Origin of the sequence: Burkholderia sp. B21-005, assembly GCF_020843965.1 — a bacterium.
GTDB classification, from domain to species: domain Bacteria; phylum Pseudomonadota; class Gammaproteobacteria; order Burkholderiales; family Burkholderiaceae; genus Burkholderia; species Burkholderia ambifaria.
On sequence record NZ_CP086302.1, the window covers coordinates 2,663,986 to 2,688,635 of the forward strand.

The 24,650-nt window shown below is 67.6% G+C and carries 23 protein-coding genes; 10 read left to right on the forward strand and 13 right to left on the reverse strand.

All coding sequences use genetic code 11. The features are described from left to right. Window positions 1–6: 6 nt before the first annotated feature. Window positions 7–1,095, reverse strand: a complete 1,089-nt coding sequence (gene phnS, locus LMA02_RS28450; protein WP_228908435.1) for a 2-aminoethylphosphonate ABC transporter substrate-binding protein — start codon at window positions 1,093–1,095, stop codon at window positions 7–9. Window positions 1,096–1,349: 254 nt separating this feature from the next. Here phnS and LMA02_RS28455 point away from each other — a divergent pair, with 254 nt between their 5' ends. After that, window positions 1,350–2,459: a 2-aminoethylphosphonate--pyruvate transaminase gene (locus tag LMA02_RS28455; protein ID WP_228908436.1), complete on the forward strand. Its 1,110-nt coding sequence runs from the start codon at window positions 1,350–1,352 to the stop codon at window positions 2,457–2,459. Window positions 2,460–2,561: 102 nt separating this feature from the next. Here LMA02_RS28455 and LMA02_RS28460 read toward each other — a convergent pair whose 3' ends face one another. The 3 genes from LMA02_RS28460 to aroQ are packed head-to-tail and all read right to left on the reverse strand — an operon-like array spanning window position 2,562 to window position 5,243. Next, the gene (locus tag LMA02_RS28460; RefSeq protein ID WP_228908437.1) at window positions 2,562–3,902 is read right to left on the reverse strand and encodes an MFS transporter; all 1,341 of its coding nucleotides are present in this window, start codon (window positions 3,900–3,902) and stop codon (window positions 2,562–2,564) included. A 34-nt stretch (window positions 3,903–3,936) separates the two neighbouring features. Further along, window positions 3,937–4,791: a shikimate dehydrogenase gene (locus LMA02_RS28465; protein ID WP_228908438.1), complete on the reverse strand. Its 855-nt coding sequence runs from the start codon at window positions 4,789–4,791 to the stop codon at window positions 3,937–3,939. After that, window positions 4,788–5,243: a type II 3-dehydroquinate dehydratase gene (gene aroQ / locus LMA02_RS28470; protein WP_138849552.1), complete on the reverse strand. Its 456-nt coding sequence runs from the start codon at window positions 5,241–5,243 to the stop codon at window positions 4,788–4,790. Before aroQ ends, LMA02_RS28465 begins: the two co-directional genes overlap by 4 nt. A 257-nt stretch (window positions 5,244–5,500) precedes the next feature. Between aroQ and LMA02_RS28475 the strand changes: the two genes are divergently transcribed. Both LMA02_RS28475 and LMA02_RS28480 read left to right on the forward strand, forming a co-directional pair. Continuing rightward, window positions 5,501–7,393, forward strand: coding sequence for a bifunctional sugar phosphate isomerase/epimerase/4-hydroxyphenylpyruvate dioxygenase family protein (locus tag LMA02_RS28475; protein ID WP_228908439.1), 1,893 nt, complete (start codon window positions 5,501–5,503; stop codon window positions 7,391–7,393). A 285-nt stretch (window positions 7,394–7,678) separates the two neighbouring features. Next, window positions 7,679–7,942: a hypothetical protein gene (locus LMA02_RS28480; RefSeq protein ID WP_175694035.1), complete on the forward strand. Its 264-nt coding sequence runs from the start codon at window positions 7,679–7,681 to the stop codon at window positions 7,940–7,942. 75 nt (window positions 7,943–8,017) lie between these two features. On the opposite strand, the gene LMA02_RS28485 is transcribed toward LMA02_RS28480, so the two are convergent. Continuing rightward, window positions 8,018–8,812, reverse strand: coding sequence for an AraC family transcriptional regulator (locus LMA02_RS28485; RefSeq protein ID WP_006756355.1), 795 nt, complete (start codon window positions 8,810–8,812; stop codon window positions 8,018–8,020). A 645-nt stretch (window positions 8,813–9,457) separates the two neighbouring features. Here LMA02_RS28485 and LMA02_RS28490 point away from each other — a divergent pair. After that, window positions 9,458–10,594 (forward strand): branched-chain amino acid ABC transporter substrate-binding protein, encoded by a 1,137-nt coding sequence (locus LMA02_RS28490; protein WP_166721216.1) that lies wholly within the window; start codon window positions 9,458–9,460, stop codon window positions 10,592–10,594. 320 nt (window positions 10,595–10,914) lie between these two features. Further along, entirely contained in the window at window positions 10,915–12,225 is a 1,311-nt protein-coding gene (locus LMA02_RS28495; protein ID WP_228908440.1) for an MFS transporter, read from the forward strand. A 120-nt stretch (window positions 12,226–12,345) separates the two neighbouring features. Here LMA02_RS28495 and LMA02_RS28500 read toward each other — a convergent pair whose 3' ends face one another. From LMA02_RS28500 to LMA02_RS28510, 3 genes are all read right to left on the reverse strand, one after another. Continuing rightward, a complete protein-coding gene (locus tag LMA02_RS28500; protein WP_105830465.1) occupies window positions 12,346–12,783 on the reverse strand; it encodes a DoxX family protein in 438 nt (145 codons plus the stop codon). Window positions 12,784–13,008: 225 nt separating this feature from the next. Next, the gene (locus LMA02_RS28505) at window positions 13,009–13,464 is read right to left on the reverse strand and encodes an RbsD/FucU family protein (RefSeq protein WP_006752322.1); all 456 of its coding nucleotides are present in this window, start codon (window positions 13,462–13,464) and stop codon (window positions 13,009–13,011) included. A gap of 79 nt (window positions 13,465–13,543) precedes the next feature. After that, a complete protein-coding gene (locus LMA02_RS28510) occupies window positions 13,544–13,936 on the reverse strand; it encodes a nuclear transport factor 2 family protein (RefSeq protein WP_175671801.1) in 393 nt (130 codons plus the stop codon). Between the two features lie 172 nt (window positions 13,937–14,108). Here LMA02_RS28510 and LMA02_RS28515 point away from each other — a divergent pair, with 172 nt between their 5' ends. Continuing rightward, entirely contained in the window at window positions 14,109–14,594 is a 486-nt protein-coding gene (locus LMA02_RS28515) for a cysteine hydrolase family protein (protein ID WP_228908441.1), read from the forward strand. Window positions 14,595–14,662: 68 nt separating this feature from the next. Here LMA02_RS28515 and garD read toward each other — a convergent pair whose 3' ends face one another. Continuing rightward, window positions 14,663–16,216: a galactarate dehydratase gene (gene garD, locus LMA02_RS28520; protein WP_228908442.1), complete on the reverse strand. Its 1,554-nt coding sequence runs from the start codon at window positions 16,214–16,216 to the stop codon at window positions 14,663–14,665. Window positions 16,217–16,443: 227 nt separating this feature from the next. On the opposite strand from garD, the gene kdgD reads away from it, so the two are divergent. Further along, window positions 16,444–17,358, forward strand: coding sequence for a 5-dehydro-4-deoxyglucarate dehydratase (gene kdgD, locus LMA02_RS28525; RefSeq protein ID WP_006752326.1), 915 nt, complete (start codon window positions 16,444–16,446; stop codon window positions 17,356–17,358). A gap of 135 nt (window positions 17,359–17,493) precedes the next feature. Here kdgD and LMA02_RS28530 read toward each other — a convergent pair whose 3' ends face one another. After that, window positions 17,494–18,045: a hypothetical protein gene (locus LMA02_RS28530; protein WP_228908443.1), complete on the reverse strand. Its 552-nt coding sequence runs from the start codon at window positions 18,043–18,045 to the stop codon at window positions 17,494–17,496. 175 nt (window positions 18,046–18,220) lie between these two features. On the opposite strand from LMA02_RS28530, the gene LMA02_RS28535 reads away from it, so the two are divergent. Then, window positions 18,221–18,418: a type II toxin-antitoxin system VapB family antitoxin gene (locus LMA02_RS28535; protein ID WP_175708530.1), complete on the forward strand. Its 198-nt coding sequence runs from the start codon at window positions 18,221–18,223 to the stop codon at window positions 18,416–18,418. A 159-nt stretch (window positions 18,419–18,577) separates the two neighbouring features. Here LMA02_RS28535 and LMA02_RS28540 read toward each other — a convergent pair whose 3' ends face one another. Next, window positions 18,578–20,155 (reverse strand): aldehyde dehydrogenase (NADP(+)), encoded by a 1,578-nt coding sequence (locus LMA02_RS28540; protein ID WP_228908444.1) that lies wholly within the window; start codon window positions 20,153–20,155, stop codon window positions 18,578–18,580. 248 nt (window positions 20,156–20,403) lie between these two features. Here LMA02_RS28540 and LMA02_RS28545 point away from each other — a divergent pair, with 248 nt between their 5' ends. After that, on the forward strand, window positions 20,404–21,807 hold the full coding sequence (locus LMA02_RS28545) for an MFS transporter (RefSeq protein ID WP_324251304.1): 1,404 nt from the start codon (window positions 20,404–20,406) through the stop codon (window positions 21,805–21,807). A gap of 61 nt (window positions 21,808–21,868) precedes the next feature. Here LMA02_RS28545 and LMA02_RS28550 read toward each other — a convergent pair whose 3' ends face one another. Both LMA02_RS28550 and LMA02_RS28555 read right to left on the reverse strand, forming a co-directional pair. Then, window positions 21,869–22,594 carry a site-2 protease family protein gene (locus LMA02_RS28550; protein WP_228908445.1) on the reverse strand — a complete coding sequence of 242 codons (726 nt, stop codon included), beginning with the start codon at window positions 22,592–22,594 and terminating at the stop codon, window positions 21,869–21,871. Continuing rightward, on the reverse strand, window positions 22,591–23,544 hold the full coding sequence (locus LMA02_RS28555) for a DUF2167 domain-containing protein (RefSeq protein WP_228908446.1): 954 nt from the start codon (window positions 23,542–23,544) through the stop codon (window positions 22,591–22,593). The genes LMA02_RS28550 and LMA02_RS28555 overlap by 4 nt, the downstream gene beginning before the upstream one ends. Window positions 23,545–23,798: 254 nt before the next feature. On the opposite strand from LMA02_RS28555, the gene LMA02_RS28560 reads away from it, so the two are divergent. After that, entirely contained in the window at window positions 23,799–24,647 is an 849-nt protein-coding gene (locus LMA02_RS28560; RefSeq protein WP_228908447.1) for a helix-turn-helix domain-containing protein, read from the forward strand. Window positions 24,648–24,650: the final 3 nt, after the last annotated feature.

Here is a 24,650-nt window from a genome sequence, read left to right on the forward strand (position 1 = left end):
CGCCGATCACTTCGGCTTGACGACGTCGAGCTGCTTGCCCGAGCTGCCGATCACGTCCTTCTTCCAGCGCTCGATCCACACCGGCTTCTTCGCCATCACCTGGGTCCAGTCGACCGAGATCAGCTTCACGCCCGCGATCGCCTTCTTGACCGCTTCGCCGTTCTTGCCGGCCAGCGGAACGTCGGTGCGGCCCGGGATGCCGTACATGTCCGGCACCTTCGACTGCACTTCCGTCGACATCAGGTAGTCGATCAGCTTCTTGCCGACGTCCTGGTTCGGGCCGCTCTTGATCAGACCGATGCCGTACGGCAGCTGGAACGTGGTCGGCTGGTCGCCGTCCTTCGCGGCCAGGAAGATCGGCTTGACGGACAGCGCGCCGTGTTCGGCGTCGTCGAGGTCCATCTGCAGGTCGCCGTTCGCGACGCTGATCTCGTTGCGCGACAGCAGCACGTTCAGGTAGCCGGTGCCCTTGGTATGGAACTTCACGCTCTGCGACAGCTTCGCGAGGTAGTCGAACGCCTTGTCCTCGCCCATCAGCGAGGTCGTCAGGATCAGCACGGCCATCCCGTCGCCGGCGGTTGCCGGGTTCGAGTACGCAACCTTGCCGGCATAGCTCGGCGACAGCAGGTCGGCGAACGTCTTCGGCTGGTTCTTCACGACGTCCGGGTTGATCGCGAACGAGAAGTAGTTGTTCACGAACGTCGCCCACGTACCGTCTTCCGCCTTCGCGATCGACGGCACGTTCTTGTAGTTCACGCTCTGGTACGGCTGCAGCAGGCCCATCTGGCCGGCTTGCTGGATGAACGGCGGCAGCGTGACGATCACGTCCGCCTTCGGCGAGTTCTTCTCGATGTTCGCGCGGTTGACGACCTCGCCGCTGCCCGCCGTCACGATATTGACCTTGACACCTTCCTTCTTCTCGAAGGCCGGCAGCACATCGCGATAGAGGTTCTCGAGACCGTCCGCCGTATACAGCACGACCGCGTTCGCCGCATGCGCGGGCAATGCGACGCCCATCAGGCCGGCGATGCCGGCAGCCAGCGCGAGCTTGCGGAACGCGCCGGCAGCGGCGCGCGAGGAATTCTGCAGTGTCATCTCACTTCTCCGTAGGCGGAACACCAGGCGGCCGGGGCACGATCCGGCTCGTTTCAGTCGGGCAGACCGACAACCGGCCGGCCTCGCTGCCGCGCTGCAGGTGGTTTCGCGCGGCAACCGAAGGATCACAGCGTTCGATGACAAAGCCGTGACGCGCGCCACAATTTCCACAAAATGACACATTTCGCCAATATCATGCAAGTCATTCAGAAATGCCGCCCTCGCGTTTCATCCAACCTTTGCTGGAGAAAACCATGCCCAATCCCATTCTGCTCACGCCCGGCCCGCTCACCACGTCCGCCACAACACGCCACGCAATGCAACATGACTGGGGCTCGTGGGACGCCGCTTTCAATCAGTTGACGGCCAGCGTCTGCGCGGACCTCGTCGCGATCGCGCGCGGCGGCGGCGAATACGTGTGCGTGCCGATGCAGGGCAGCGGCACCTTTTCGGTCGAGGCCGCGCTCGGCACGCTGGTGCCGCGCGACGGCGTCGTGCTGGTGCCCGACAACGGCGCCTATTGCGCGCGCATCCTGAAGATCCTCGGCCGGCTCGGCATCGAAGCGATCGCGTTGCCGTTCGGCGAGGACGCAGCGGTCGACCCGGCAGTGGTGGAAGCCGCGTTCGCGCGCGAGCCGCGCATCACGCATGTCGCGCTGGTGCACCTGGAAACGAGCGCCGGCATCCTGAATCCGCTCGACGCGATCGCGGCCGTGTGCCGGCGGCACGGCAGGCGGCTGATCGTCGACGCGATGAGTTCGTTCGGCGCGCTGCCGATCGCGCTGGCGGACAGCGGGATCGACGCATTGGTGTCGGCGAGCGGCAAATGCCTGGAAGGCGTGCCGGGGATGGGGTTCGCGATCGTGCGGCGCGACGCGCTCGATGCAAGCGAAGGCAACTCGCCGTCGCTCGCGCTCGACCTTCAGGATCAGCACGCGTACCTGCGCAAGACGGGCCAGTGGCGCTTCACGCCGCCGACCCACGTGATCGCCGCGCTGCGCGCCGCGCTCGACCAGTATCTCGCCGAAGGCGGCCAGCCCGCGCGTGGCGCGCGCTATGCGGAGAACTGCCGGACGCTGGTCGAATCGATGCGCGCGCTCGGCTTCGCGCCGTTCCTCGACGCCAGCGTGCAGGCGCCCGTGATCGTCACGTTCCATGCGCCCGACCATCCGGCCTACGATTTCCGCCGCTTTTACGACGCGGTGCGCGACGCGGGCTTCATCCTGTATCCGGGCAAGCTGACGCAACTCGAGACGTTCCGTGTCGGCTGCATCGGCGCGATCGATGCCGGTGACATCCGGCGCGCGGTCGCGGCGATCGCGCAGGCGCTCGAGTCGCTCGGGATTGCCATGCAGCGCGCGTGAGCGCGGATGCGTGAGCCGGCCCGCAATCCGGCGGCAGAAATAAAAACGCCCGGCGACCCAAGGTCGCCGGGCGAATGCACCGAGCGTGCGTGGAGCCGGTACTTACAATTCGATCCGCTTGATGTCGCCGACGACGAAGATATAGGACAGCGCACCGATCAGCGCGATCACGCCGATGAACACCAGCGCACCGACGAACGAACCGGTCGACGCCACGATGAAGCCGACGACGAGCGGCGTGACGATCCCCGCGAGGTTCGCCGCGAAGTTGAAGATGCCGCCCGTCACGCCGAGCAGGCCGTCCGGCGCGATGTCGGACACGAGCGTCCAGCCGAGCGCGGCCATCCCCTGCGCGAAGAAGGCGACCGACATGATCGCGATCACGGCTTCGTTGCTCTTCACGTAGTTCGCGAGAATGATCGTCGACGCGAGCAGCAGGCCCGCGATGATCGGCAGCTTGCGCGCGAGGTTCGCCGACTTGCCGCGACGCAGCAGCCAGTCGGAGAAGATCCCGCCGAACATCACGCCGACCGATGCGGCGATGAACGGCATCACCGCGAAGAAGCCGATCTTCAGCCAGCCCATGTGGCGCTCGGTCGCGAGATAGGTCGGGAACCAGGTCAGGAAGAACACGAGCGTCGAGTTGCCGGCGAACTGGCCGAGGCAGATACCCGCGAGCTGGCGCTTCTTCAGCAGCTGGCCGGCCATCGACCAGCTGAACTTCTTCTGCTCGCCCTTGCCGCCGTTGTCGCCCTTGCGCACAGCGTGCACGAGGCCGCCGCCCGCCTCGATGTAGGCGAGTTCCTCCGAGTTCGCGCCCGGATGATCACGCGGCTCGTGATAGAACTTCCACCAGATCAGGCCGAACGCGATACCGACCGCGCCGACGACCCAGAACAGCGAGCGCCAGCCGAACGCACCCATCAGCGCGAACAGCACCGGGCTGAAGAACGCGAGGCCGATGTATTCGCCGACGGTATAGGTACCGGTCGCCATCGCGCGCTCGTTCTGCGGGAACCACGTCGCGACGACGCGGCTGTTGGTCGGGAAGCACGGCGCCTCCGTCACGCCGAGGCCGAGCCGGCATGCGAGCAGCGTCGCGATACCCGGCACGAAGCCTTGGAGGAGCGTGCACAGCGACCACAGCGTCATCGACCAGTAATAAGTGACCTTACTGCCGAAGCGGTCGAGGAACAGACCGCCGGGCACCTGCATCGCGACGTACGTCCACGAGAACGCGGAGAACATGATGCCCATCACCGCCGCGTTGATGCCGAGCTCCTTGGTGAGCTGCGGCGCAGCCACCCCCAGCACGGTACGGTCGAGATAGTTGATCATCGTGCCGATCGCGAGCAGCGCGAGAATCTTGTAGCGCGCCGATGTCCGCCGGACCGTGCCGGCCGCCTGCGCTGGCGCGGCGTTCGTGTGGGTGGTGTGCTGCATGGTTGTCTCCTGGTTTCTCTTTTGGATCGAAGGATCAGCGCGCGACGAGCGACTGAAAGTGTTCGAACATCCGCTCGTCGTCCGGCGTACGTCCGGTGAAGATCTCGAACGCATCGACGGCCTGGTACACGGCCATCCCGCCGCCCGGCAGCGTCGCGCAGCCGGCCGCGCGCGCCGCTCGGATCAGTTCGGTTTCGAGCGGGAAATACACGATGTCGGCCACCCACATTCCCGCGTGGAGCAGTTCGGCCGGCAGCGGCAGGCCCGGATGCTTGGTCATGCCGGTCGGCGTTGCATGGATCAGGCCCGTCGCGGCGCGCATCGCGGCCGCGAGATCGCTGCCCGGCGTGACCCGGGCGGCCGGGAAGCGCTGCTGCAGTTCGCCCGCGAGCGTGGTGGCACGCGTGCTGTCGACGTCGAAAATCGTCAATTCGGCGGCGCCCATCTGCAGCGCCGCATGCGCGACGGCCGCGCCTGCGCCACCCGCACCGAGCTGGACGACGCGCTCGAGCGACGCGTCGGGAAGCCCGCGGCGGAACGACTTCGCGAAACCCGACCAGTCGGTGTTGTGGCCGATCCGCTTGCCGTCCTTGAACAGCACGGTGTTCACCGCGCCGAGCGCGCGCGCGTCGTCCGACAGCGCGTCGAGGTGCTCGATCACGCGCTGCTTGCACGGGTGCGTGATGTTCAGCCCGTTGAAGCCCATCCGCTGCGCGGCCTCGAGCAGTTGCGGCAGCGCGTCGACGGTCAGGCCGAGCGCGTCGAGATCGATGCGCCGGTACACGTAGCCGAATCCCTGGCGGAATCCTTCTTCCTCATGCATCGCGGGCGACAGCGAACCGGCGATGCCCTGGCCGATCAGGCCGATCAGAAAAGACGGGCGGCTCATCGTGCGGCTCCCTGGGCAAAAAGGGTCGACAGGCGCTGCAGCGCGAATACGTAGCCTTCGGTGCCGCAGCCGCAGATCACGGCTTCGGCCACCGCCGACACATACGAGTGGTGACGGAACGCCTCGCGGCGATGCACGTTGGAGATATGCACCTCGATCACCGGCTTCGCGATCGCGGAAAGCGCGTCGGCCAGCGCGACCGACGTGTGCGTATAGGCAGCCGGGTTGATCACGATGCCGTGCGTGTCGTGACGCGCGGCATGCAGCCAGTCGATCAGCTGGTGCTCGGCGTTCGACTGGCGGAAGTCGATCTCCAGCCCGAGCCCCTCGGCCGCCGTGCGGCAACGCTGCTCGAGGTCGGCGAGGGTTTCCGCGCCGTAGATATGGGGCTCGCGGGTCCCCAGCAGATTCAGGTTCGGGCCGTTCAGTACCAGTACCTTGTGCTTGCTCATGACGATTTCTGCTCTAAAAAAAAGGGGGCGGAACCCTGCCGGATGCGCCCGGGTATCAGGAAGTTGGCGCTAGTGTGCGCCGGCATGCACGCGCTGTCTTTTCGGGTTTTCGCTTATTTGTACCACCTAGTTAGTTTGTATAATTCGTCTCACTTCCCTAGTAAATTCGGGATATGGCGTTCGCCGTGAATTCAACGACTGGTTCATTCGGGTCCGATCGGCCGACGCCCCACCCCGCTCATCCGCAGGATTCGCCCATGCAGCGCTCGATCGCCACCGTGTCACTGTCCGGCACACTCGCCGAGAAGCTCGCCGCCGTCCAGGCCGCCGGCTTCGACGGTGTCGAAATCTTCGAGAACGACCTCGTCTACTTCGACGGATCGCCCGCCGACGTGCGCCGCATGGCCGCCGATCTCGGCCTCGACATCGTGCTGTTCCAGCCGTTTCGCGACTTCGAGGGCGTGAGCCCGGCCCAGCTCGCCCGCAATCTCGACCGCATCCGGCGCAAGTTCGACGTGATGCACGCGCTCGGCACCGACCGCATCCTGGTGTGCAGCAACGTGTCGCCCGACACGATCGCGGACGACGCGCTGCTGGTCGACCAGCTCGGCGCGCTCGCCGAAGCCGCGCGGCAGGCCGGCGTGGTCGCCGCGTACGAGGCGCTCGCGTGGGGCCGCGTCGTGAAGCGGTACGGCCATGCGTGGCAGCTCGTGAACGCGGTGAACAGCCCGCACCTCGGCCTCGCACTCGACAGCTTCCATACGCTGTCGCTCGACGATTCGCCGGACGCGATCGCCGACATCCCCGGTGACCGGATCGCGTTCGTGCAGATCGCCGATGCGCCGAAGCTCGCGATGGACGTGCTCGAATGGAGCCGCCACTTCCGCTCGTTCCCCGGCCAGGGCGACTTCGACCTCGCGCGCTTCACGGCTCGCGTGATCGAGTCCGGCTATACGGGGCCGCTGTCGCTCGAGATCTTCAACGACGGCTTCCGCGCCGCGCCGACCGCGATCACGGCCGCCGACGGCCATCGCTCGCTGCTCTATCTGGAAGAACTGACGCGCGCGCGGCTCGCGCAGGACGGCCGCGCGCCGGCCGCCGACCAGCCGCTGTTCGCGCCGCCGGCGCCGCCCGCGCACGTCGGGTTCCAGTTCATCGAATTCGCGGTCGACGCGCAGGCGGCGGCCACCGTCGGCGCATGGCTCGGCCGGATGCGGTTCCGGCTCGCGGGCCGCCATCGGTCGAAGGACGTGACACTGTTCCAGCACGGCGCCGCCTCGATCGTGCTGAACGCCGAACGCGACTCGTTCGCCGATGCGTTCTTCCAGCAGCACGGGTTGTCGCTCTGTGCGTCGGCGTTTCGCGTCGACGATGCGAAGGTGGCGTTCGAACGCGCGGCCGGCTTCGGCTACGCGCCGTTTTCCGGGCGCGTCGGCCCGAACGAGCGCGTGCTGCCGAGCGTGCAGGCGCCGGACGGCAGCCTCGAATACTTCGTCGACGAGACGCCGAACGCGCCAACGCTGTATGAATCGGATTTCGTGCTGACCGACATCGACGGGCCCAGCGAGGTCGGCCCGCTGACGGGCATCGACCATGTCTGCCTCGCGCTGCCGGCCGACGCGCTCGATACGTGGATCCTGTTCTTCAAGACCGCATTCGGCTTCGAGGCCGAGCGCAGCTGGCTCGTGCCCGATCCGTACGGCCTGATGCGCAGCCGGGCGGTGCGCAGCGCGGACGGCTCGGTGCGGATCGCGCTGAATGCGTCGGTCGACCGCCATACGGCCGTCGCCGAATCGCTGGACCGCTATCACGGCACCGGGCTGAATCACGTCGCGTTCCGGACCGACGACATCGTGAAGACGGTCGCCGCGTTTGCAGCCGACGGCGTGCCGTTCCTGCGGATCCCACCGAACTACTACGACGATCTCGCCGCGCGCTACGCGCTGCCGGACGACCTGATCGACACGCTGAGCGCCCACCATCTGCTGTACGACCGCGACGAAAACGGCGGCGAATTCCTGCATGCGTATACGGAACTGGTCGACAACCGCTTCTCGCTGGAGATCGTCGAGCGGCGCGGCGGCTACGACGGCTACGGGGCGACAAACGCGGCCGTGCGGCTCGCCGCGCAGGCCCAGCGCAGGAAATAAGGAAGCAACGGGAAGTTCGTTCCGGGTCGGAGCACGTGGGAAAACCGCGGGCTCCCACGGCGCCAGCCGTGCGCACGCACCATCGTGGTGAATGTCGCGGCGGCGCCCCGCCCGGCAAGGCTGACGCTTGCGCATCCGGCACGGCCGGCCGGCGCGCGTTACATCCGGTAATGCTTGCCGCGCCGCAACATCCGCTCGGTCGCCGCAATTTTAAGAATCGCTTAAGTCTTTCTCGGCACCATCCGCAACCAGTACCCGATGGATATCCCGAAAAGGAGGACAGCGATGAGCGCCGTAGATGCACCCGCGGGCCGCCCGGCCGCCCCCCCTGCGAAAAAGACGATGCTGCGCCGTTTGCTCAGCCATCACGAAATCGCGACGCTGCTCGTGCTGCTGCACGCGCCGATCGGCGCGAATGCCAAACCCGAATTGCCCGCGCTGCAAGAAGCCGGTCTCGTCGAGATGATCAAGCTCGACGCCGACACGTCACCGCGCTTCCGGCTGACCGAAGACGGCACGGCCGTCCTGAAAGGGCTCGGCTACCGCTGAGCCGACGCTTTCCCCGCTCCCCGTTCCCGCCTCACCCCGATCATCCCGAACCGCCGGCCCGGCCGGCGCGTCACTTCACCCTGCCCGGTCCTGCAGCATCAGCCGGTATTCCGTCGGCGTCACGCCGACGGTCGCCTTGAACTGGCGCGTGAACGCGCTGTGATCCGTATAACCGCATAGCGCCGCCACGTCGGTCACCTTGTCGTGCGTGACGAGCAGCGCGGTGGCCGCGTCGAGCCGCGTCTTCAGCAGCACCTGGCGCGGCGTCAGGTGAAACACCTTGTGGAAGTAGCGTTCGAGCTGCGCGACCGACATCCCGGCCATCTGCGCGAGCTGCTTGAGGTTCAGCGGCTGCACATAGTGATCCTGGATGTGCTGGACCACGTCGGCGAGCTTGCTGTAGGCCGGATGCGAGCCCTCTTGCGCCTTCAGGTCGCGCGAGATGCCGGCGAGGCCGACCACCTTGCCGGCCGCGTCGCGCAGCGGCTCCTTGCAGGTCAGGCACCAGCCCGGCTGACGGCCCGGATACAGATGCAGCTCGAGCTGGTCCATCAGTTGCTGGCCGGCGTTGATCGTCGCCATGTCCTGCTCGAAATAGGTGCGGCCGAAGCGGCGCGGAAACACTTCGTCGGTCGTCTTGCCGAGCAGGTCGCGCTTGTCCTTGTAGCCGCAGCGCATGGCCAGCGTGCGGTTGACGAGCGCGTAGCGGCCGTTCGCGTCCTTCACGAAGAACGCGACGTCGGGCAGCGCGTCGAACACCGGCTCGAGCAGGCGGAAGTGCGCGAGCATCGCGCCGAGATCGGCGTTGTCGGGCTGGTAGCGCAACGTATCGGACAGGCTCATGGGTGGTGCGGCAAGGAAGGTCGTCATCCCGGCATCTGCGAAGGGAGTGGCTGATGGCGTCGATTATAGGAGTGCCCTCTCGAACGCGTCATGGCGATCGCGGGCAGGCGAGCGGGGCGGCTCGGCGAACGGTGGGACGCGCAATGCGCCGCCGATCGGATCGCATACGTTGGCCCGTAGTGCGCCGTGCGGTTGTGTGCACAACCACCGCGCCGCTCGCGTGTCCGGCGGCGACGATTTCGCGTCGGCCCGCTGCATGTCGCCGCGCGTCGATCGGCGCGGGCGGCGACATGCAGCGCACTCCGCCGGCGCCGCGACAACGCACGCCCGACCCGCCATCCTAGAAATGCCGGCGTGTCGCGTCTTGGCGCGTTTGCGCATTCTGAATGACGATTTCGGCATATATCAGGGTTATCGACGATATGCCGAAATCGTCGCCGGCCGCGCACCGAACGCGCAAGACGCGCGCATTTTCGCTACCTAGACTTCGCTCAACGGTTACGAGACGACATCCCGCCGCCACCGTGCACGCCGATTCCGGCACAATCCGCGCGGCGCCCGGCGCACCGCACCGCCGTCGCATCGGCGTGCAAACCGATACGTCTCGCCCGGTTTACCGCACCGGCCCGCTGGCCGGCGGCGGCCCAACCACGCCATCAAGGGGAAGTGAAAGTGAAGCTGAAGGTATCGCACGTCGCGCTGGCTGCTGCCTGCGCACTGTCGGGCGCACACGCCATCGCCGCCGACGTCGTCAAGATCGGTTTCGCCGCACCGCTGACGGGGCCGCAGTCGAACTACGGCGCGGACATGCAGAAGGGCGTGCAACTCGCGATCGCCGATTTCAACGCAACGCATCCGACGATCGGCGGCAAGCCCGTCACGTTCCAGCTCGACTCGCAGGACGATCAGGCCGACCCGCGCACCGGCACGACCGTCGCGCAGCGGCTGATCGATGACAATGTCCGCGGGGTCATCGGCCACTTCAACTCGGGCACGAGCATTCCGGCGTCCGACCTGTACGATCGCGCGGGGCTGCCGCAGATCTCGATGGCGACGTCGCCGCAATACACGGCGCGCGGCTACAAGACGACCTACCGGCTGCTGACGAGCGACGCGCAGGCCGGCCGCATCGTCGGCACCTATGCGGTGAAGTCGATGCACTTCAAGCGCATCGCGATCATCGACGACCGCACGGCCTACGGCCAGGGCATCGCCGACGAATTCGCGAAGGCCGTGCAGGCCGCGGGCGGCACGATCGTCAAACGCGACTTCACGAACGACAAGGCGCTCGACTTCTCCGCGATCCTGACCAATCTGAAGGGCATCAACCCCGACGCGATCTTCTACGGCGGCGGCGATGCGCAGTCTTCGCCGATGATCCGCAAGATGCGCCAGCTCGGCATGAAGTCGGCATTCGTGACCGGCGAGATGTCGCGCTCGCCGACGTTCCTGAAGGTCGGCGGCGAAGCGGCCGAAGGCGCGATCGTCTACATGGGCGGGCTGCCGAAGGAAAAGATGCCGGGCTTCGCCGGCTACGCATCGCGCTACAAGGCACGCTTCAATGAAGACGTGATCACCTACTCGCCCTACGCGTACGACGGCACGATCGCGCTGCTCACCGCGATGAAGGACGCGAACTCGACCGACCCGAAGGTCTACACGCCGTATCTCGGCAAGGTGTCGGTCAAGGGCGTGTCGGCGCCGAGCATCGCGTACGACGCGAAGGGCGACCTGAAGGATGCGCCGGTGACGATCTACAAGGTCGAGCACGGCGCGTTCAAGCCGGTCGACACGATCGCCGGCAACTGATCGCGGGGCGCCTGCCCCGCGCGGCGCGGCAAGCGGTTCACCCCGCCTGCCGCGCCGCATGCGTTTCGGCTCGACGAAGTCCGAAACATCCCTCGGCGCGCCCCCGCGCTCGCGCATTTCGCGCTCCTGTAGAATCCCCCCACCCGCTTTGACGCTTCGTCTGCGTCGCGCCCCATCCCGGTGCGACGCCGCGTGTTTCGTGCCCCATCCGGCACCCGGCACGCTTCGACGATGCAAGCCGCGCCTTGTCAGTCCATGCCGATAGCGGGCCCTGGAGACGCAGCACCGACAACTACATTCGAAAACCGATCGTCCTGACCATGCAAGCTTCCGAATTGAGCGGCGTGCCTCGCGCCGCCGAACGCGCGCTCACGCGCAGCGACTACAAAACCCTTGGCCTTGCCGCACTCGGCGGCGCCCTCGAGTTCTACGACTTCATCATCTTCGTGTTCTTCGCGCCGGCGATCGGGCAGCTGTTCTTCCCGCACGACATTCCCGACTGGCTGCGCCAGTTGCAGACGTTCGGCATCTTCGCGGCCGGCTATCTCGCGCGCCCGCTCGGCGGCGTGATCATGGCGCACTTCGGCGACCTGTTCGGCCGCAAGCGGATGTTTACGCTGAGCGTGCTGATGATGTCGGTGCCGACGCTGCTGATGGGCCTGCTGCCGACCTTCGACTCGGTCGGCATCCTCGCGCCGGTGTTGCTGCTGCTGTTCCGCGTGCTGCAAGGCGCGGCGGTCGGCGGCGAAGTGCCGGGCGCATGGGTGTTCGTGTCAGAGCACGTGCCGTCGCGCCACATCGGCTATGCGTGCGGCACGCTGACCGCGGGCCTCACGGCCGGCATCCTGCTCGGCTCGCTGGTCGCCGCCGGCATCAACAGCCGTTACTCGGGCGCCGAAGTCACCGCGTTCGCGTGGCGCATTCCGTTCCTGCTCGGCGGCGTGTTCGGCCTGTTCTCCGTGTACCTGCGCCGCTGGCTGCACGAGACGCCGGTGTTCGCCGAGATGAAGGCGAAGAAGGCGCTCGCGGCCGAGATTCCGCTGAAGGCCGTGCTGCGCGACCACGGCCGCGCGGTGATCGTGTCGATGCTGCTCACGTGGATGCTGTCGGCGGCGATCGTCGTCGTGATCCTGATGACGCCCGCGCTGCTGCAGAAGCAGTTTCACCTGACGCCCGCGACCACGCTGTTCGCGAACAGCGTCGCGACGCTGTGCCTGACGGCAGGCTGCGTCACCGCCGGCTCGCTCGCGGGCTGGATCGGCGCGAAGCGCGTGCTCGGCATCGGCGGCTTGGTGCTGGCCGCGTGCTACTACCTGCTGTTCGTGCAGGTCGCGGCCGACGCGTCGACGCTGCCGCTGTACTACGGGATCGCCGGCTTCGCGGTCGGCACGATCGGCGCGGTGCCGTTCGTGATGGTCCGCAGCTTCCCGGCCGTCGTGCGCTTCTCGGGCATCTCGTTCTCGTACAACGTCGCGTATGCGATCTTCGGCGGCCTCACGCCGGTGATCGTGTCGCTGATGATGAAGTCGAATCCGCTCGCGCCGGTCGTATACGTCGCGGCGATCTGCGTGCTCGGCGCGATCGCCGTGCAGTTCTCGAAGGATGCGCCGGATCCGAAGGACGCACGCTGAACGTCGGCGCGCACGCGCCGGCTCCATGAACGAAGGGCCGAATCCCGCGGCGTGCGGGATTCGGCCCTTCTGTTTTGCTTCAGTGCGACGACGTGCGCGCGTTGCCCGCTTCAGCTCGACTCAGCGCAGCGCGCCATACGACGAACTCGGCCGGCGCAGCGCGTCGATGCTCGCGCCGCCGGCGCCGGTCACGAACAGCAGCAGGAAGCCGCCGGCGATCGCGACGTTCTTCCAGAAGTGGATCACCATGTCGTGCTGGACCGCGGCGTCCGTCGCGTCCCAGAAATTGTGCCCGACCATCGCGGTCGCGATCGTATAGAACGCCAGCAGCAACGCGAGCGGCCTCACCTTGTAGCCGACGATCAGCAGCAGGCCGCCGAGCGCTTCGATCGTGACGACGATCGGGCCCATCACCTGCGGATAGGGCACGTTCAGCGCGTGCAGATAGCCGATGAAATCACTGTAGCCGAGCAGCTTCATCACTCCGCCCCACAAGAACAACGCCGCCAGCGCCAGGCGCGCGAAAAAAATGACGCCGGAATCGACGGAACGCGTCATGCCTCTCTCCTCGTATGCAATTCGGCCGTCCGCACGGGGCACACCCATGCGGTTCGGGGCCGCGCGGCCCTGCGGGGCCCGCGGCAAATGGGCCAGCATAGAGGGTCTTTCCGCGGTGTCCAAGGAAAAGGTTGTAGCAAATCTTTACATTGCGGCGGCGGCGCAGGCCCGGCGGCGCCGCAAAAAACGGCGTTCGGCCTGTGCCGCAAATAAAGGGATGCGGCCCTAAGCCGCGTCGCTCAGCAGCACGCCTTTCTTGAACAGAAAGCAGCCGTAGCCGCGCAGCTCGCCGGTGACGATCACCGCGTAGGCCTGCTGCGCGCGCTCGTAGAACGCGAAACGGTCGATGCCCGCGAGCGGCACCGCGCGCCCTTCCGCACGATCGATCTCGGCCTGCACCTCGCGCTGCACGGGCGGCACCGCGGCCGGATCGCCGACGACTTCCATCCGCCACGCGGGCGTGTCGACGAACGTGTCGAGCGGCAGCACCGACAGCACCGCGCGCGCGACGCGCGCCGAATCGGCGCCGTCGATGCGCAGCGCGCGGCCGACCACCGTGTGCTCGGCGACGGATTCCGCCGGGAAATTCGCATCGCAGATCGCCACTTCATCTCCGTGGCCCATCGCGCGCAGTGCGTGCAGGATGTCGGCGTGCAGCAGCGGATCGAGATTCTTCAGCATGTCGGCAAGTCTCCGGGATCAGGAACGAACCGCATAACGTTACCCGATCCCGGACGCCGCCGGGCATGCGCGGTTCGCGTCACGACGCTGCGGCCGGCATTTCGTCGATGAAACCCGTGACCGACTTCAGGCGGCCCGATGCGTCGACGGTGCCAAAATCCGAACCCTTCACGATCGCCGCGCCGTCGGGCGACACGAGCGCCCACGAGAAGCGCAGGTGCTGGCCGAACCCGTCGACGTCGGTCGTGCGGCGGAAACGGAACGCGGGGAAGCGTTCCTGCACCGCCGCGATCATCGTGTCGATGCCCGCGTGGCCGTCGCCGGCCATCAGCGGATCGCGATAGGCCGCGTCGCTCGCGTAGGTCGCATCGATCAGCGCGCGCCGGCGCGCGGCGTCGGGTTCGTTCCATGCATCGAAATAGCGGTCGATCAGGTCGGCGTGAGCGGACTGGGCGGTTTGGGCGGTGTTCATGCGAGGCTCCTGGTGTGGATGAAGGGAGGACAGCGCCGCGAACCTGTCGGGTTCGCGTGCCGCTATCGTCGCCGGCCCCGCGCGGGCGGTCGATTACGTTCGAGGTAAGGAAATCGCGCCGCCGGCGCACGCGCTAGAATCGGCCTGCCTGGTACTCCGGACGTCATCCGCCATGCAGCAAGCCCTCCTGATCGTCGACATCCAGCCGACGTTCGCGCCGCCCGAATGGCTCGTCACCCGCGTGCGCGCGCTCGTCGGGCGCCTGCCGACCGTCGCGACGGTCGAGCGTCACGACGAAGCGCGCGTGCCGTTCGAGCGGCAGCTCGGCTGGCGCCCGTCCCGCGACGACGACAGCCTGATCGCCGCCGATCGCGTGTTCGTCAAGCACGGCTACGGGCTGCCCGTCGAAGTCGTCGAGCACTTGCGCGCGCTCGCGCCGGAACGCGTGCTCGTCTGCGGCATCCAGACCGACACGTGCGTGCTCGCGGCCGGCTTCGCGCTGTTCGACGCGGGCCTGCATCCGACGCTGCTCGCGGATCTCACGGCCGGTTCGTCACTCGATCGCAGCGGCGAACTCGGCGTGCGGCTGTGGCAACATCATTTCGGCCGCGTCGAGTACGCGCATACCATGTTCGACCTGCCGAACGACGACGCGTAGCGCGCCCGCCGCCGCAACGAAAACGGGCGCCCGAAGGCGCCCGCATCGTCGGCCGTCGCAACCGTGCTTCAGGTCACCGGCGCCGGATTGAACAGCGTCAGCGCATTCGCGAGCTTCCACTGCTCGGCCCACGTGCGGCGCTTGCCGCTCGCGACGTCGAGCATCAGCCGGAACAGCTCCCAGCCCACGTCCTCGATCGACGCCGCGCCGGTCGCGATCTGCCCCGCGTCGAGATCCATCAGGTCGTGCCAGCGGCGCGCGAGATCGCTGCGCGTCGCGACCTTGATCACCGGTACCTGCGCCAGGCCGTACGGCGTGCCGCGGCCGGTCGTGAAAATGTGCAGGTTCATCCCCGCCGCGAGCTGCAGCGTGCCGCAGATGAAGTCGCTCGCGGGCGTCGCCGCGTACAGCAGCCCCTTTTGCCGAGCACGATCGCCGGGACGCACGACGCCGGCGATCGGCGCGCTGCCCGACTTCACGATCGAGCCCATCGCCTTCTCGACGATGTTCGACAGGCCGCCCTCCTTGTTGCCGGGTGTCGTGTTCGCGCTGCGGTCGACGCGGCCGCGCTCCAGGTAATGGTCGTACCAGTCCATCTCGCGGATGATCTCGCGGGCGACGTCCTCGTTCGCGGCGCGCGACGTGAGTTGCGCGACGCCGTCGCGCACTTCGGTCACTTCCGAGAACATGATCGTCGCGCCGGCACGCACCAGCAGGTCGGCCGCGAAACCGACCGCCGGGTTCGCGGTCAGCCCCGAGAACGCGTCGCTGCCGCCGCACTGCACGCCGACGACGAGATCCGACGCCGGACAGGTTTCGCGGCGACGGCGGTTCAGCCGCTCGAGGTGCGATTCGGCCATCTTCATGATCGAATCGATCATCGAGTTGAAGCCGACGTGCGCGGCGTCCTGCAGGCACACCACGCCGCCGTTGTCGGTTGCGCCGTCGGCCGTCACCGGAATCGCGCCGGGCGGCAACAGGCGCTCGGGCTGCAGCTTCTCGCAGCCGAGGCTCACCGTCATCACCTCCCCGCCGAAGTTCGGGTTCAGACTGATGTTGCGCAGCGTGCGGATCGGAATGTCGGCGTCGGGCGCATCGATCGCGACGCCGCAGCCGTACGTGTGCTCGAGCCCGACCACGTCGTCGACGTTCGGGTAACGCGGCAGCAGTTCTTCCTTGATCCGCTTCACCGCATGCTCGACGACGCCGGACACGCACTGCACGGTCGTCGTGATCGCGAGGATGTTGCGCGTGCCGACGGAGCCGTCGGCATTGCGGAAGCCCTCGAACGTATAGCCTTCGAGCGGCGCCAGCGGCGGCGCGGCACGCGTGGCGAGCGGCAGGTTGTCGAGCCCCGGCGGCTCGGGCATGCGCATGGTGCGCTCGTTGACCCAGCTGCCACGGCGCAGTTCCGTGAGCGCGTAGCCGATCACGACGTTGTAGCGGACGATCGGGTCGCCGGCCGCGAGGTCGGCCAGCGCGACCTTGTGCCCTTGCGGAACGCCTTCGCGCAGCGTCAGGCCATCGGCGAACGTCGCGCCCTCGGGCAGGCCGCCGTCGTTGACGACGATCGCGACGTTGTCGTCCGGGTGCACGCGGATGTAGAGAGGGGAAGCAGTCATCGGAATTCCTGGAGGCTACCGGTCAAATCGTTAGTCATCATACGACATTCAACACTAACCGGGATGCTGAGTAAACCCTTATCCGGAAAGACCCTAACCCCCGCCCGCCAGCAAACCGCTTGCGTCACCTCTTCCCTCGTTGTACGATGACATACAACGACATCGCCAATACGGCTCGGATGCCGTGCCCGACAAACCAGCACTCGCGCTAGACGGACGACCCAACCATGACTTCACCGCAAGAACTCAAACAGATCATCTCCCACGGCCTGCTGTCGTTTCCGCTGACGGACTTCGACGCAGACGGCAGCTTCCGCCCGACCACCTATGCGGAGCGCCTGGAATGGCTGGCGCCGTATGGCGCGACCGCGCTGTTTGCGGCCGGCGGCACCGGTGAATTCTTCTCGCTCACGCAGCGCGAGTATTCGGACGTGATCCGCGTCGCGACTGAAACCTGCAAGGGCAAGGTGCCGATTCTGGCCGGCGCCGGCGGCGCGACGCGCGTCGCGATCGAATATGCGCAGGAAGCCGAGCGCCTCGGCGCGAGCGGCGTGCTGCTGATGCCGCACTACCTGACCGAAGCCAGCCAGGAAGGCATCGCCGAACACGTCGAGCAGGTGTGCCGCGCGCTGAAGATCGGCGTCGTGGTGTACAACCGCGCGAATTCGAAGCTGAACGCCGACATGCTCGAGCGCCTCGCCGATCGTTGCCCGAACCTGATCGGCTTCAAGGACGGCGTCGGCGAAATCGAGAGCATGGTCACGATCCGCCGCCGCCTCGGCGACCGCTTCGCGTACCTCGGCGGCCTGCCGACGGCCGAAGTCTACGCAGCCGCGTACAAGGCGCTCGGCGTGCCGGTGTACTCGTCGGCCGTGTTCAACTTCATCCCGAAGACGGCGATGGAATTCTACGAAGCGATCGCGAAGGACGACCACGCAACGGTCGGCCGCCTGATCGACGAGTTCTTCCTGCCGTACCTGCAGATCCGCAACCGTCGCGCGGGCTACGCGGTCAGCATCGTGAAGGCGGGCGCGAAGCTCGTCGGCCACGACGCGGGCCCGGTGCGCGCGCCGCTCGTCGACCTCAACGACGCCGAAGTCGCCGAACTGGACGTGCTGATCAAGAAGATGGGCCCGCAGTAAGCGGGGACGGCCGGCGCGGTGCGCTCAGCGGCACCGCGGCCGGCTTGTCGCCAGTGTTGCGTCGCGGCCGGCCCTTGCCGGCCGCGGTCGTTTGCGGCGGCGGCAACGCGCTGCATCCCGCCGCGACGCGTGCCGTCACATCTGCGCGATGACGCCGATGATCCGGTGACGCACGTTGCCGAGCTTGATCCGGGTCGTCTCGATCTGTCCCTGTGCGCCCGAACGCACGCGTGCGTTCGACTCGCCGCCGAGAATCTGCCCCAGCACGTCGCGGTCGACGACCGCATCGAAGAACCGGCCGACCGTGATCGTCGCCGACTGCTTCGCGGTCAGGAGCGCGCTGTTGGCCTGCATCAGCGCGTCGGTACGCAGGTTCTGGTCGCGTTCGTCGATGCCACGGCGCTGCTCGAGCGCGAACACCAGCGCTTCCATGTCCTGCCTGAAACGGCGCACGGCGAGGCCGAACATGAGCGAATGCGCATCGGAGCCGGTCACGGGCCGCCCCTGGTTGATGGTCACGTCGAATTCGCTGCCGCCCAGGTCGCGCTGGAATTCCAGCAGCGCATTCGCGAGCACGCGCCCTTCGCTGTACTGGCCGATGCGGCTGCGCACGGAATGCGCGACGTCGCCGATCGCCTTCCACAGTCCGGCGGCGAACAGGTGGTCGCCACGCTTGCTGATGTTCATCGGATGGTTCCTTGTTGGTCTTGTGTCGGTCTCTCAGGCTCGCCAGCGGGCCGGACGGCCCGAGGCCTCGCTACTGTAGGAGAAATTCAGGCGGCGCGGAAGGTGGGGCCGGCACGTCACGGCAACACATCATCTGATGCGACAATTGACGCGTCGACTTACTCGCGAGCCGTTCATGCGCACCACCTTGTCCCTCGACGACGCACTGCTCGCCAAAGCGCAGCAATTAACCGGCGTCACCGAAAAATCGGCGCTGGTGAGAGAAGCGCTGCGCGCTTTGATCGCGCGCGAAAGCGCACGACGACTTGCCCGCCTCGTCGGCACCGAGCCGGATCTTGAATCCGTTCCACGCCGGCCGTCAGAGCCCGCATGATTCTTGTCGACACTTCAGATCGCGCAACCCCGCGGCACGAAACCCCGCCATAAATGAAAACGGCGGACGCGCCCGTGGGCACCGTCCGCCGCCATCCATCAACGTACCGGATCGCGCCCCTCCCGGGACGCGGCCTTCAGTCGGTCACGTTCAGCCCCCTCACTCCGCCTTGCCGTCCCGCAGCCGCGGAATCGCGAGCGGATTGCTTTCCCGCAGCCCTTCGGGCAGCAGATCGTCCGGGAAGTCCTGGTAGCACACGGGCCGCAGGAAACGCTCGATCGCCGTCGCGCCGACCGACGTGACGGCCGGATTCGACGTCGCCGGGAACGGGCCGCCGTGCACCATCGCGTCGCACACCTCGACGCCGGTCGGATAGCCGTTGACGAGCAGACGCCCGGCCTTGCGTTCGAGGATCGGCAGCAGCCGGCGCGCGAGCGGCTTGTCGTCGGCGTCCATCTGCAGCGTGGCGGTCAGCTGGCCCTCCAGCGCGTCGAGCACGTGCGCGACTTCGTCGAGATCGCGGCAGCGCACGATCAGCGATGCCGGCCCGAACACCTCGTGGCTGAATGCCGGCTCCGCCAGGAACGCCTGCGCGGCGACGTCGTACAGCGCGCCGCCTGCCTGACATTCGGTCTGCGCCGTCTCGCCCGCGCCGATTTCACGCACGCCCGGCAATTCGGCCAGCTTGCCGCGACCGTTGCGATACGCGTCCGCGATGCCGCGCGTCAGCATCACGCCGGCCGGCTTCTTCGCGAGCGCCTGCGCGGCGACCGACTCGAAGCGGTCGAGATCGGGACCGTCGATCGCCAGCACGAGGCCCGGGTTCGTACAGAACTGGCCAACGCCGAGCGTCAGCGAATCGACGAAGCCGGTCGCGATCGCGTCGCCGCGCGCGGCCAGCGCGGCCGGGAACAGCACGACCGGGTTGATGCTGCTCATTTCCGCATAGACGGGAATCGGCTGCGGACGCGCGTTCGCGAGCTGCACGAGCGCCATGCCGCCCTGCCGCGACCCGGTGAAGCCGACGGCCTGGATCGCCGGATGACTGACGAGCGCCGCGCCGGTCACGCGGCCCGGGCCGACCAGCAGCGAGAACACGCCGGCCGGCATCCCGCATTTCGCCACCGCCGCGCGGATCGCGCGACCGACCAGCTCGGACGTGCCGAGGTGCGCCTCATGGGCCTTCACGATCACCGGGCAGCCGGCCGCCAGTGCCGACGCGGTATCGCCGCCGGCCACGGAGAACGCGAGCGGGAAGTTGCTCGCGCCGAACACGACGACGGGCCCGAGCCCGACCTTCTGCAGCCGCAGGTCCGAACGCGGCAGCGGCGTGCGCTCAGGCTGCGCGGGATCGATCGACGCGGCGAGGAAGCGCCCGTCGCGCACGACCCGCGCGAACAAGCGGAGCTGGCCGACGGTGCGGCCGCGCTCGCCCTGCAGCCGTGCGACGGGCAGGCCCGTTTCGGCGTGCGCGCGTTCGATCAGCGCGTCGCCGAGCGCGACGATTTCGTCGGCGATCGCTTCGAGAAACGCCGCGCGGGCCGCGAGCGGCTGTGCGCGGTACGCGTCGAAGGCGTCGCGCGCGAGTTCGCACGCGCGCTCGACGTCGGCCTGCGTCGCGACGCCGAAGGCCGGCGCGTCGATCGGCGCGCCCTTCGACGGGTCGAACGCGTGCAAGGTACCGGCCGAGCCGGCCACCGCTTCGGCGCCGATCAGCATCTCTCCAGTCAGTTGCATGGGGTGTGCTCCGTGGTTCGGGAATGATTCGCTCATTGTAGCTCAACAGATATGATGTCTGCCGACGACATTTCGATATTTGCGTCGTGCGTCGGCAGCGCGGCCGCGTACCTCAAATCCTTATCCGTTCGGCCTAAGCACGATTTTCTGACCCTTTCGCGTCACCCGGCAAAGGGAAAACCCGAGGTTTCTGCGTGGCGGCGTTGCTCATAAACTCGCGGTCATGTTATACGACGACGTACCTTAACGTGCCCAACAATCAGACCACCTCTCGCGATCTTCCGATCGAACTCGCCGGCAGCGCGCGCCGGACCGCCGTGCGCTACTGGATCCTGGCGATGCTGTTCGTCGTCACGACGCTCAACTATGCGGACCGCGCGACGCTGTCGATCACCGGCACGCCGATCCGCAAGGCCTTCGGCATCGATCCGGTGACGATGGGCTACATCTTCTCGGCGTTCAGCTGGGCGTACGTGCTCGCGCAGTTGCCGAGCGGCTGGCTGCTCGACCGCTTCGGCGCGCGCCGCGTGTATGCGGCGAGCATCTTCCTGTGGTCGGCGTTCACGCTGCTGCAAAGCACGATCGGCCTCGGCGGCAGCGCCGCGTTCGCGGTGACCGCGCTGTTCGTGATGCGCTTCGCGGTCGGCATCGCCGAGGCGCCCGCGTTTCCCGCGAACGCGAAGGTCGTCGCGAGCTGGTTCCCGACCGCCGAGCGCGGCACGGCGTCGGCCATCTTCAACGCCGCGCAGTATTTCGCGGCGGTGGTGTTCTCGCCGCTGATGGCGTGGCTCACGCATGCGTACGGCTGGCACCACGTGTACCTGTGGCTCGGCCTCGCCGGCATCGCGCTCGCGTTCCTGTGGCTGCGCGTGATGAAGGACCCGGTCGACCATCCGGCGGTGAACCGCGCGGAACTCGAGCATATCGAGCAAGGCGGCGGCCTCGTGCGCGCGACGGCACAGCCGAGCGCGGCGCGCGGTAGCGGCGCGGCGTCCGCGGCGTCTGAAGGCAGCCGCGTCGCGGGCTGGTACTACGTGCGCCAGCTGCTGTCGAACCGGATGCTGCTCGGCGTCTATCTCGGCCAGTACTGCGTGAACGTGCTCACGTACTTCTTCCTGACGTGGTTCCCGATCTACCTCGTGCAGGCGCGCGGGATTTCGCTGCTGAAGGCCGGCTTCATGACGTCGCTGCCGGCGATCTGCGGGTTCCTCGGCGGTGTGCTCGGCGGGATGCTGTCGGACCTGCTGATCCGTCGCGGCGTGTCGCTGACGCTCGCGCGCAAGATCCCGATCGTCAGCGGGATGCTGCTGTCGATGGTGATCATCGGCTGCAACTACGTCGACAGCGAAGTGCTGGTGATCGTGCTGATGGCCGCGTCGTTCTTCGGCAAGGGAATCGGCTCGCTCGGCTGGGCCGTCGTCGCGGATACCGCGCCGAAGGAAGCGATCGGCCTGTCGGGCAGCCTGTTCAACATGTTCGGCAACACGGCCGGCATCGTCGCGCCGATCGCGATCGGCTACCTGGTCGGCGCGAGCGGCTCGTTCAACGGCGCGCTCGTGTTCGTCGGGCTGAACGCGCTCGTCACGGTGTTCAGCTATCTGGTGATCGTGAAGGACATCAAGCGCGTCGAACTGCGTCATCGCGACGCGTGAGCTTCGGCGGGAATGAAAGGAAGATGACGGCGGCCGCGTGCAAACGGCCGCCGTTTTTGCGTCAGGCCGCCGAATGCGCGACGCGCAGCATGTCGTGCACGCCGGACGTCATCAGCGCGAGAAACGCGAGCAGGCCGATGTAGCAGAGCGCGTAGGTCGCCTTCGTCTCGATCGACGTCGCGTAGTACGCGCGGTTCTCCGGCGCGGCGGGATCGTAGCGCCACGCGCGCTTCAGCTGCGGCAGCGCGAGGATCGCCATCACGATCAGGAGCGGGCTCGGCCGATACACGAACAGCGCGATCAGCACGGGCACGCCCGCGAACCAGATACGCGGCGACAGCACCGCGGTGATGCGCCCGCCGTCGAACGGCGACAGCGGAATCATGTTGAACAGGTTCAGGAAGAAGCCCGTGTACGACAGCGCGAGCAGCAGGTTGCTGTCGTAGTGGCGCGCGGCCGCGTAGCAGGCCAGCGCGCCGAGCGTGCCGACGAACGGCCCGGCCAGCCCGACGTACGCCTCGGTTTCGGCATCGTGCGGCATCTCCTTCAACTGGATCCACGCGCCGACGAACGGAATGAACGTCGGCAGCCCGACGTCGAGCCCGCGCCGCTGCGCGGCCAGGTAGTGGCCGGCCTCGTGCACGAACAGCAGCGCGACGAAGCCTGCCGCGAAGCGCCAGCCGTAGAACAGCGCGTAGACCGCGATCGACGCGAGCATGGTGCCCGCCGACACGAGCACCTTGCCGAGCTTCAGGCCGCCGAAGATCAGCAGCAGCAGCTTCGTCATTCCTTGCGCTCCGTCTCCGGCGCGCCGGACGCATCGGCGATGACGGGTACCGCGGCTGCCTTCGGTTTGCGGCCGAAGAAGCGTTTCAGTGCCGCCCCGCCCGCCAGCAGCGCGATCGCGCCGATCTTGAAGAACTTCAGCGCGAACGCGCCGATCAGCGCGAGCAGGCCGAGCTTCTTCGCGCCGACGCCGACGATCAGCGCCGCGAGACCGTACTCGGCGACGTGGTCGGTCGACTTGTTGAAATCGGCATAGCGCTTGCCGTCGTCGAAGCGGATGTTCGCGAGCAGGTCGTCGGCCGAGGGCTTGTACTTCGGCAGATCGGCGAGCGTCGACGCCATCGTCAGCGACAGGTAGCCGTCGCGGCCGAGCACGAGCGTGCGGTAGTTCACACCGTCGTTCTCCGCGTTCGCGGCCGCGCCCTTGTGGCGGATGATCGCGGACCACACGAGCCGGTGCGTGGCCGCGTCGTATGCCGGCGCCTTCGCCCAGCCGACCACCTCGGTTTCCGGCAGGCCGCGCTCCTTGCGCGCGGGGTTGCCTTCCTCGGTGCCGGCCTGCAGGCTCTTCAGCAATTCGTCGGGTTTCCAGTCCTTCGCGTCGTCGTCGCGGATATAGCCGCTCGGCTCGAACGACACGACCGAGATCCAGTCGGCGTCCGGATCCTCCGGCAGCACGAGCCCGACCAGCTTCGATTCGTCGATCGAGTTGCCCATCGAGCGCAGGTAGCGGCCGGCTTCGGCAGCCGGCACGAACGATTCGCCCGCTTTCAGCTTCAGCACGGCTTCGTGCTTGATGTCGATATCGGCCGGCCCGCTGACGACGGCCTTGTTGGCGGCCGCGGCGGCGGCCCTCATTTCGACCTGCGCGGCTTCGGTTTGCGCGTGGCCGCGGGTCGCGGCGAATGCGAGCATCGCCACGCAGGCGACGCGGACGGCGAGTTTTTTCATTGTTGGATTCCCCTGGACTGCCTTGTTGTGAATGTGCACGGCGTCCGGCCCGAGCGTTGTGGTCGCGGGTCCGGCGCCGCCTCTCAGTGGCACGGAGGCTATGGTAACGCAGCGTCGCGGCGCGTCAGGGGACGAAATGCGGGGGCGGAAGAGAGCCCGGGCGGCAGCCGGCGGAAGCGGCGGCGCACGCCGGTCGGGAATGCTTACCTGTCGGGTAATGCCCGGCGCGTACGGGATTGCCTATCATCTTCACCATGAACTCGACCGCCGCCCTCCATTCGCTCCCCCCGTCCGCCGGCCGCGCGTCCGGCATCGGCCCGCTGCTGCGCACCTGGCGTCAACGCCGGCGCCTGAGCCAGATGGCGCTCGCGCTCGAGGCGGAGGTGTCCGCGCGACACCTGAGCTTCGTCGAATCGGGCCGCGCGCAGCCGAGCCGCGACATGGTGCTGCATCTCGCGGAGCGCCTCGACGTGCCGCTGCGCGAGCGCAATGCGCTGCTCGTCGCGGCCGGCTATGCGCCGCTGTTTCGCGAGCGGCCGTTCTCCGATCCGCAGCTCGATGCTGCGCGCCACGCGGTCGAGGCTGTGCTGCGCGGTCACGAGCCCTACCCGGCGCTCGCGGTGGATCGCCACTGGACGCTGCTCGCCGCGAACCGGATGCTCGGCGCGCTGGTCGCACAGGCCGATCCGGCGCTGCTGCAGCCGCCCGTCAACGTGCTGCGCCTGAGCCTGCATCCGGACGGCCTCGCGTCGCAGATCGTCAACTGGCACGAATGGCGCGCGCATATCCTGCACCGGCTGCAACGGCAGATCGACGCGAGCGGCGACCGCGCACTGCATGCGCTGCGCGACGAACTGGCCGCCTATCCGGCACCAGCCGGCCAGCCCGACGACACGCATGCACGCACCGACTACGCGGACATCGCGGTGCCGCTGCGGCTGCGCACGGCGGCCGGCGAGTTGACGTTCTTCAGCACGACGACGGTGTTCGGCACGCCGGTCGACGTCACGCTGTCGGAGCTCGCGATCGAGGCATTTTTTCCGGCGAATCCGGAGACGGTGGATGCGATGCGGGCACTGGCGGAGACGTTACCGGCGCAGTGACGC

Excerpts from the sequence above, each read along its gene's own strand:
- LMA02_RS28465 (WP_228908438.1), bottom strand. The coding sequence starts at position 4,791 with ATGAGCCGCCCGTCTTTTCTGATCGGCCTGATCGGCCAGGGCATCGCC.
- LMA02_RS28550 (WP_228908445.1), bottom strand. The coding sequence starts at position 22,594 with ATGACGAAGCTGCTGCTGCTGATCTTCGGCGGCCTGAAGCTCGGCAAG.
- LMA02_RS28485 (WP_006756355.1), bottom strand. The coding sequence starts at position 8,812 with ATGACGACCTTCCTTGCCGCACCACCCATGAGCCTGTCCGATACGTTG.
- LMA02_RS28455 (WP_228908436.1), top strand. The coding sequence starts at position 1,350 with ATGCCCAATCCCATTCTGCTCACGCCCGGCCCGCTCACCACGTCCGCC.
- LMA02_RS28560 (WP_228908447.1), top strand. The coding sequence starts at position 23,799 with ATGAACTCGACCGCCGCCCTCCATTCGCTCCCCCCGTCCGCCGGCCGC.
- phnS (WP_228908435.1), bottom strand. The coding sequence starts at position 1,095 with ATGACACTGCAGAATTCCTCGCGCGCCGCTGCCGGCGCGTTCCGCAAG.
- LMA02_RS28475 (WP_228908439.1), top strand. The coding sequence starts at position 5,501 with ATGCAGCGCTCGATCGCCACCGTGTCACTGTCCGGCACACTCGCCGAG.
- LMA02_RS28505 (WP_006752322.1), bottom strand. The coding sequence starts at position 13,464 with ATGCTGAAGAATCTCGATCCGCTGCTGCACGCCGACATCCTGCACGCA.
- LMA02_RS28535 (WP_175708530.1), top strand. The coding sequence starts at position 18,221 with ATGCGCACCACCTTGTCCCTCGACGACGCACTGCTCGCCAAAGCGCAG.
- LMA02_RS28515 (WP_228908441.1), top strand. The coding sequence starts at position 14,109 with ATGCAGCAAGCCCTCCTGATCGTCGACATCCAGCCGACGTTCGCGCCG.
- aroQ (WP_138849552.1), bottom strand. The coding sequence starts at position 5,243 with ATGAGCAAGCACAAGGTACTGGTACTGAACGGCCCGAACCTGAATCTG.
- LMA02_RS28500 (WP_105830465.1), bottom strand. The coding sequence starts at position 12,783 with ATGACGCGTTCCGTCGATTCCGGCGTCATTTTTTTCGCGCGCCTGGCG.
- LMA02_RS28510 (WP_175671801.1), bottom strand. The coding sequence starts at position 13,936 with ATGAACACCGCCCAAACCGCCCAGTCCGCTCACGCCGACCTGATCGAC.
- LMA02_RS28495 (WP_228908440.1), top strand. The coding sequence starts at position 10,915 with ATGCAAGCTTCCGAATTGAGCGGCGTGCCTCGCGCCGCCGAACGCGCG.
- LMA02_RS28555 (WP_228908446.1), bottom strand. The coding sequence starts at position 23,544 with ATGAAAAAACTCGCCGTCCGCGTCGCCTGCGTGGCGATGCTCGCATTC.
- LMA02_RS28540 (WP_228908444.1), bottom strand. The coding sequence starts at position 20,155 with ATGCAACTGACTGGAGAGATGCTGATCGGCGCCGAAGCGGTGGCCGGC.
- garD (WP_228908442.1), bottom strand. The coding sequence starts at position 16,216 with ATGACTGCTTCCCCTCTCTACATCCGCGTGCACCCGGACGACAACGTC.
- LMA02_RS28460 (WP_228908437.1), bottom strand. The coding sequence starts at position 3,902 with ATGCAGCACACCACCCACACGAACGCCGCGCCAGCGCAGGCGGCCGGC.
- LMA02_RS28530 (WP_228908443.1), bottom strand. The coding sequence starts at position 18,045 with ATGAACATCAGCAAGCGTGGCGACCACCTGTTCGCCGCCGGACTGTGG.
- kdgD (WP_006752326.1), top strand. The coding sequence starts at position 16,444 with ATGACTTCACCGCAAGAACTCAAACAGATCATCTCCCACGGCCTGCTG.
- LMA02_RS28480 (WP_175694035.1), top strand. The coding sequence starts at position 7,679 with ATGAGCGCCGTAGATGCACCCGCGGGCCGCCCGGCCGCCCCCCCTGCG.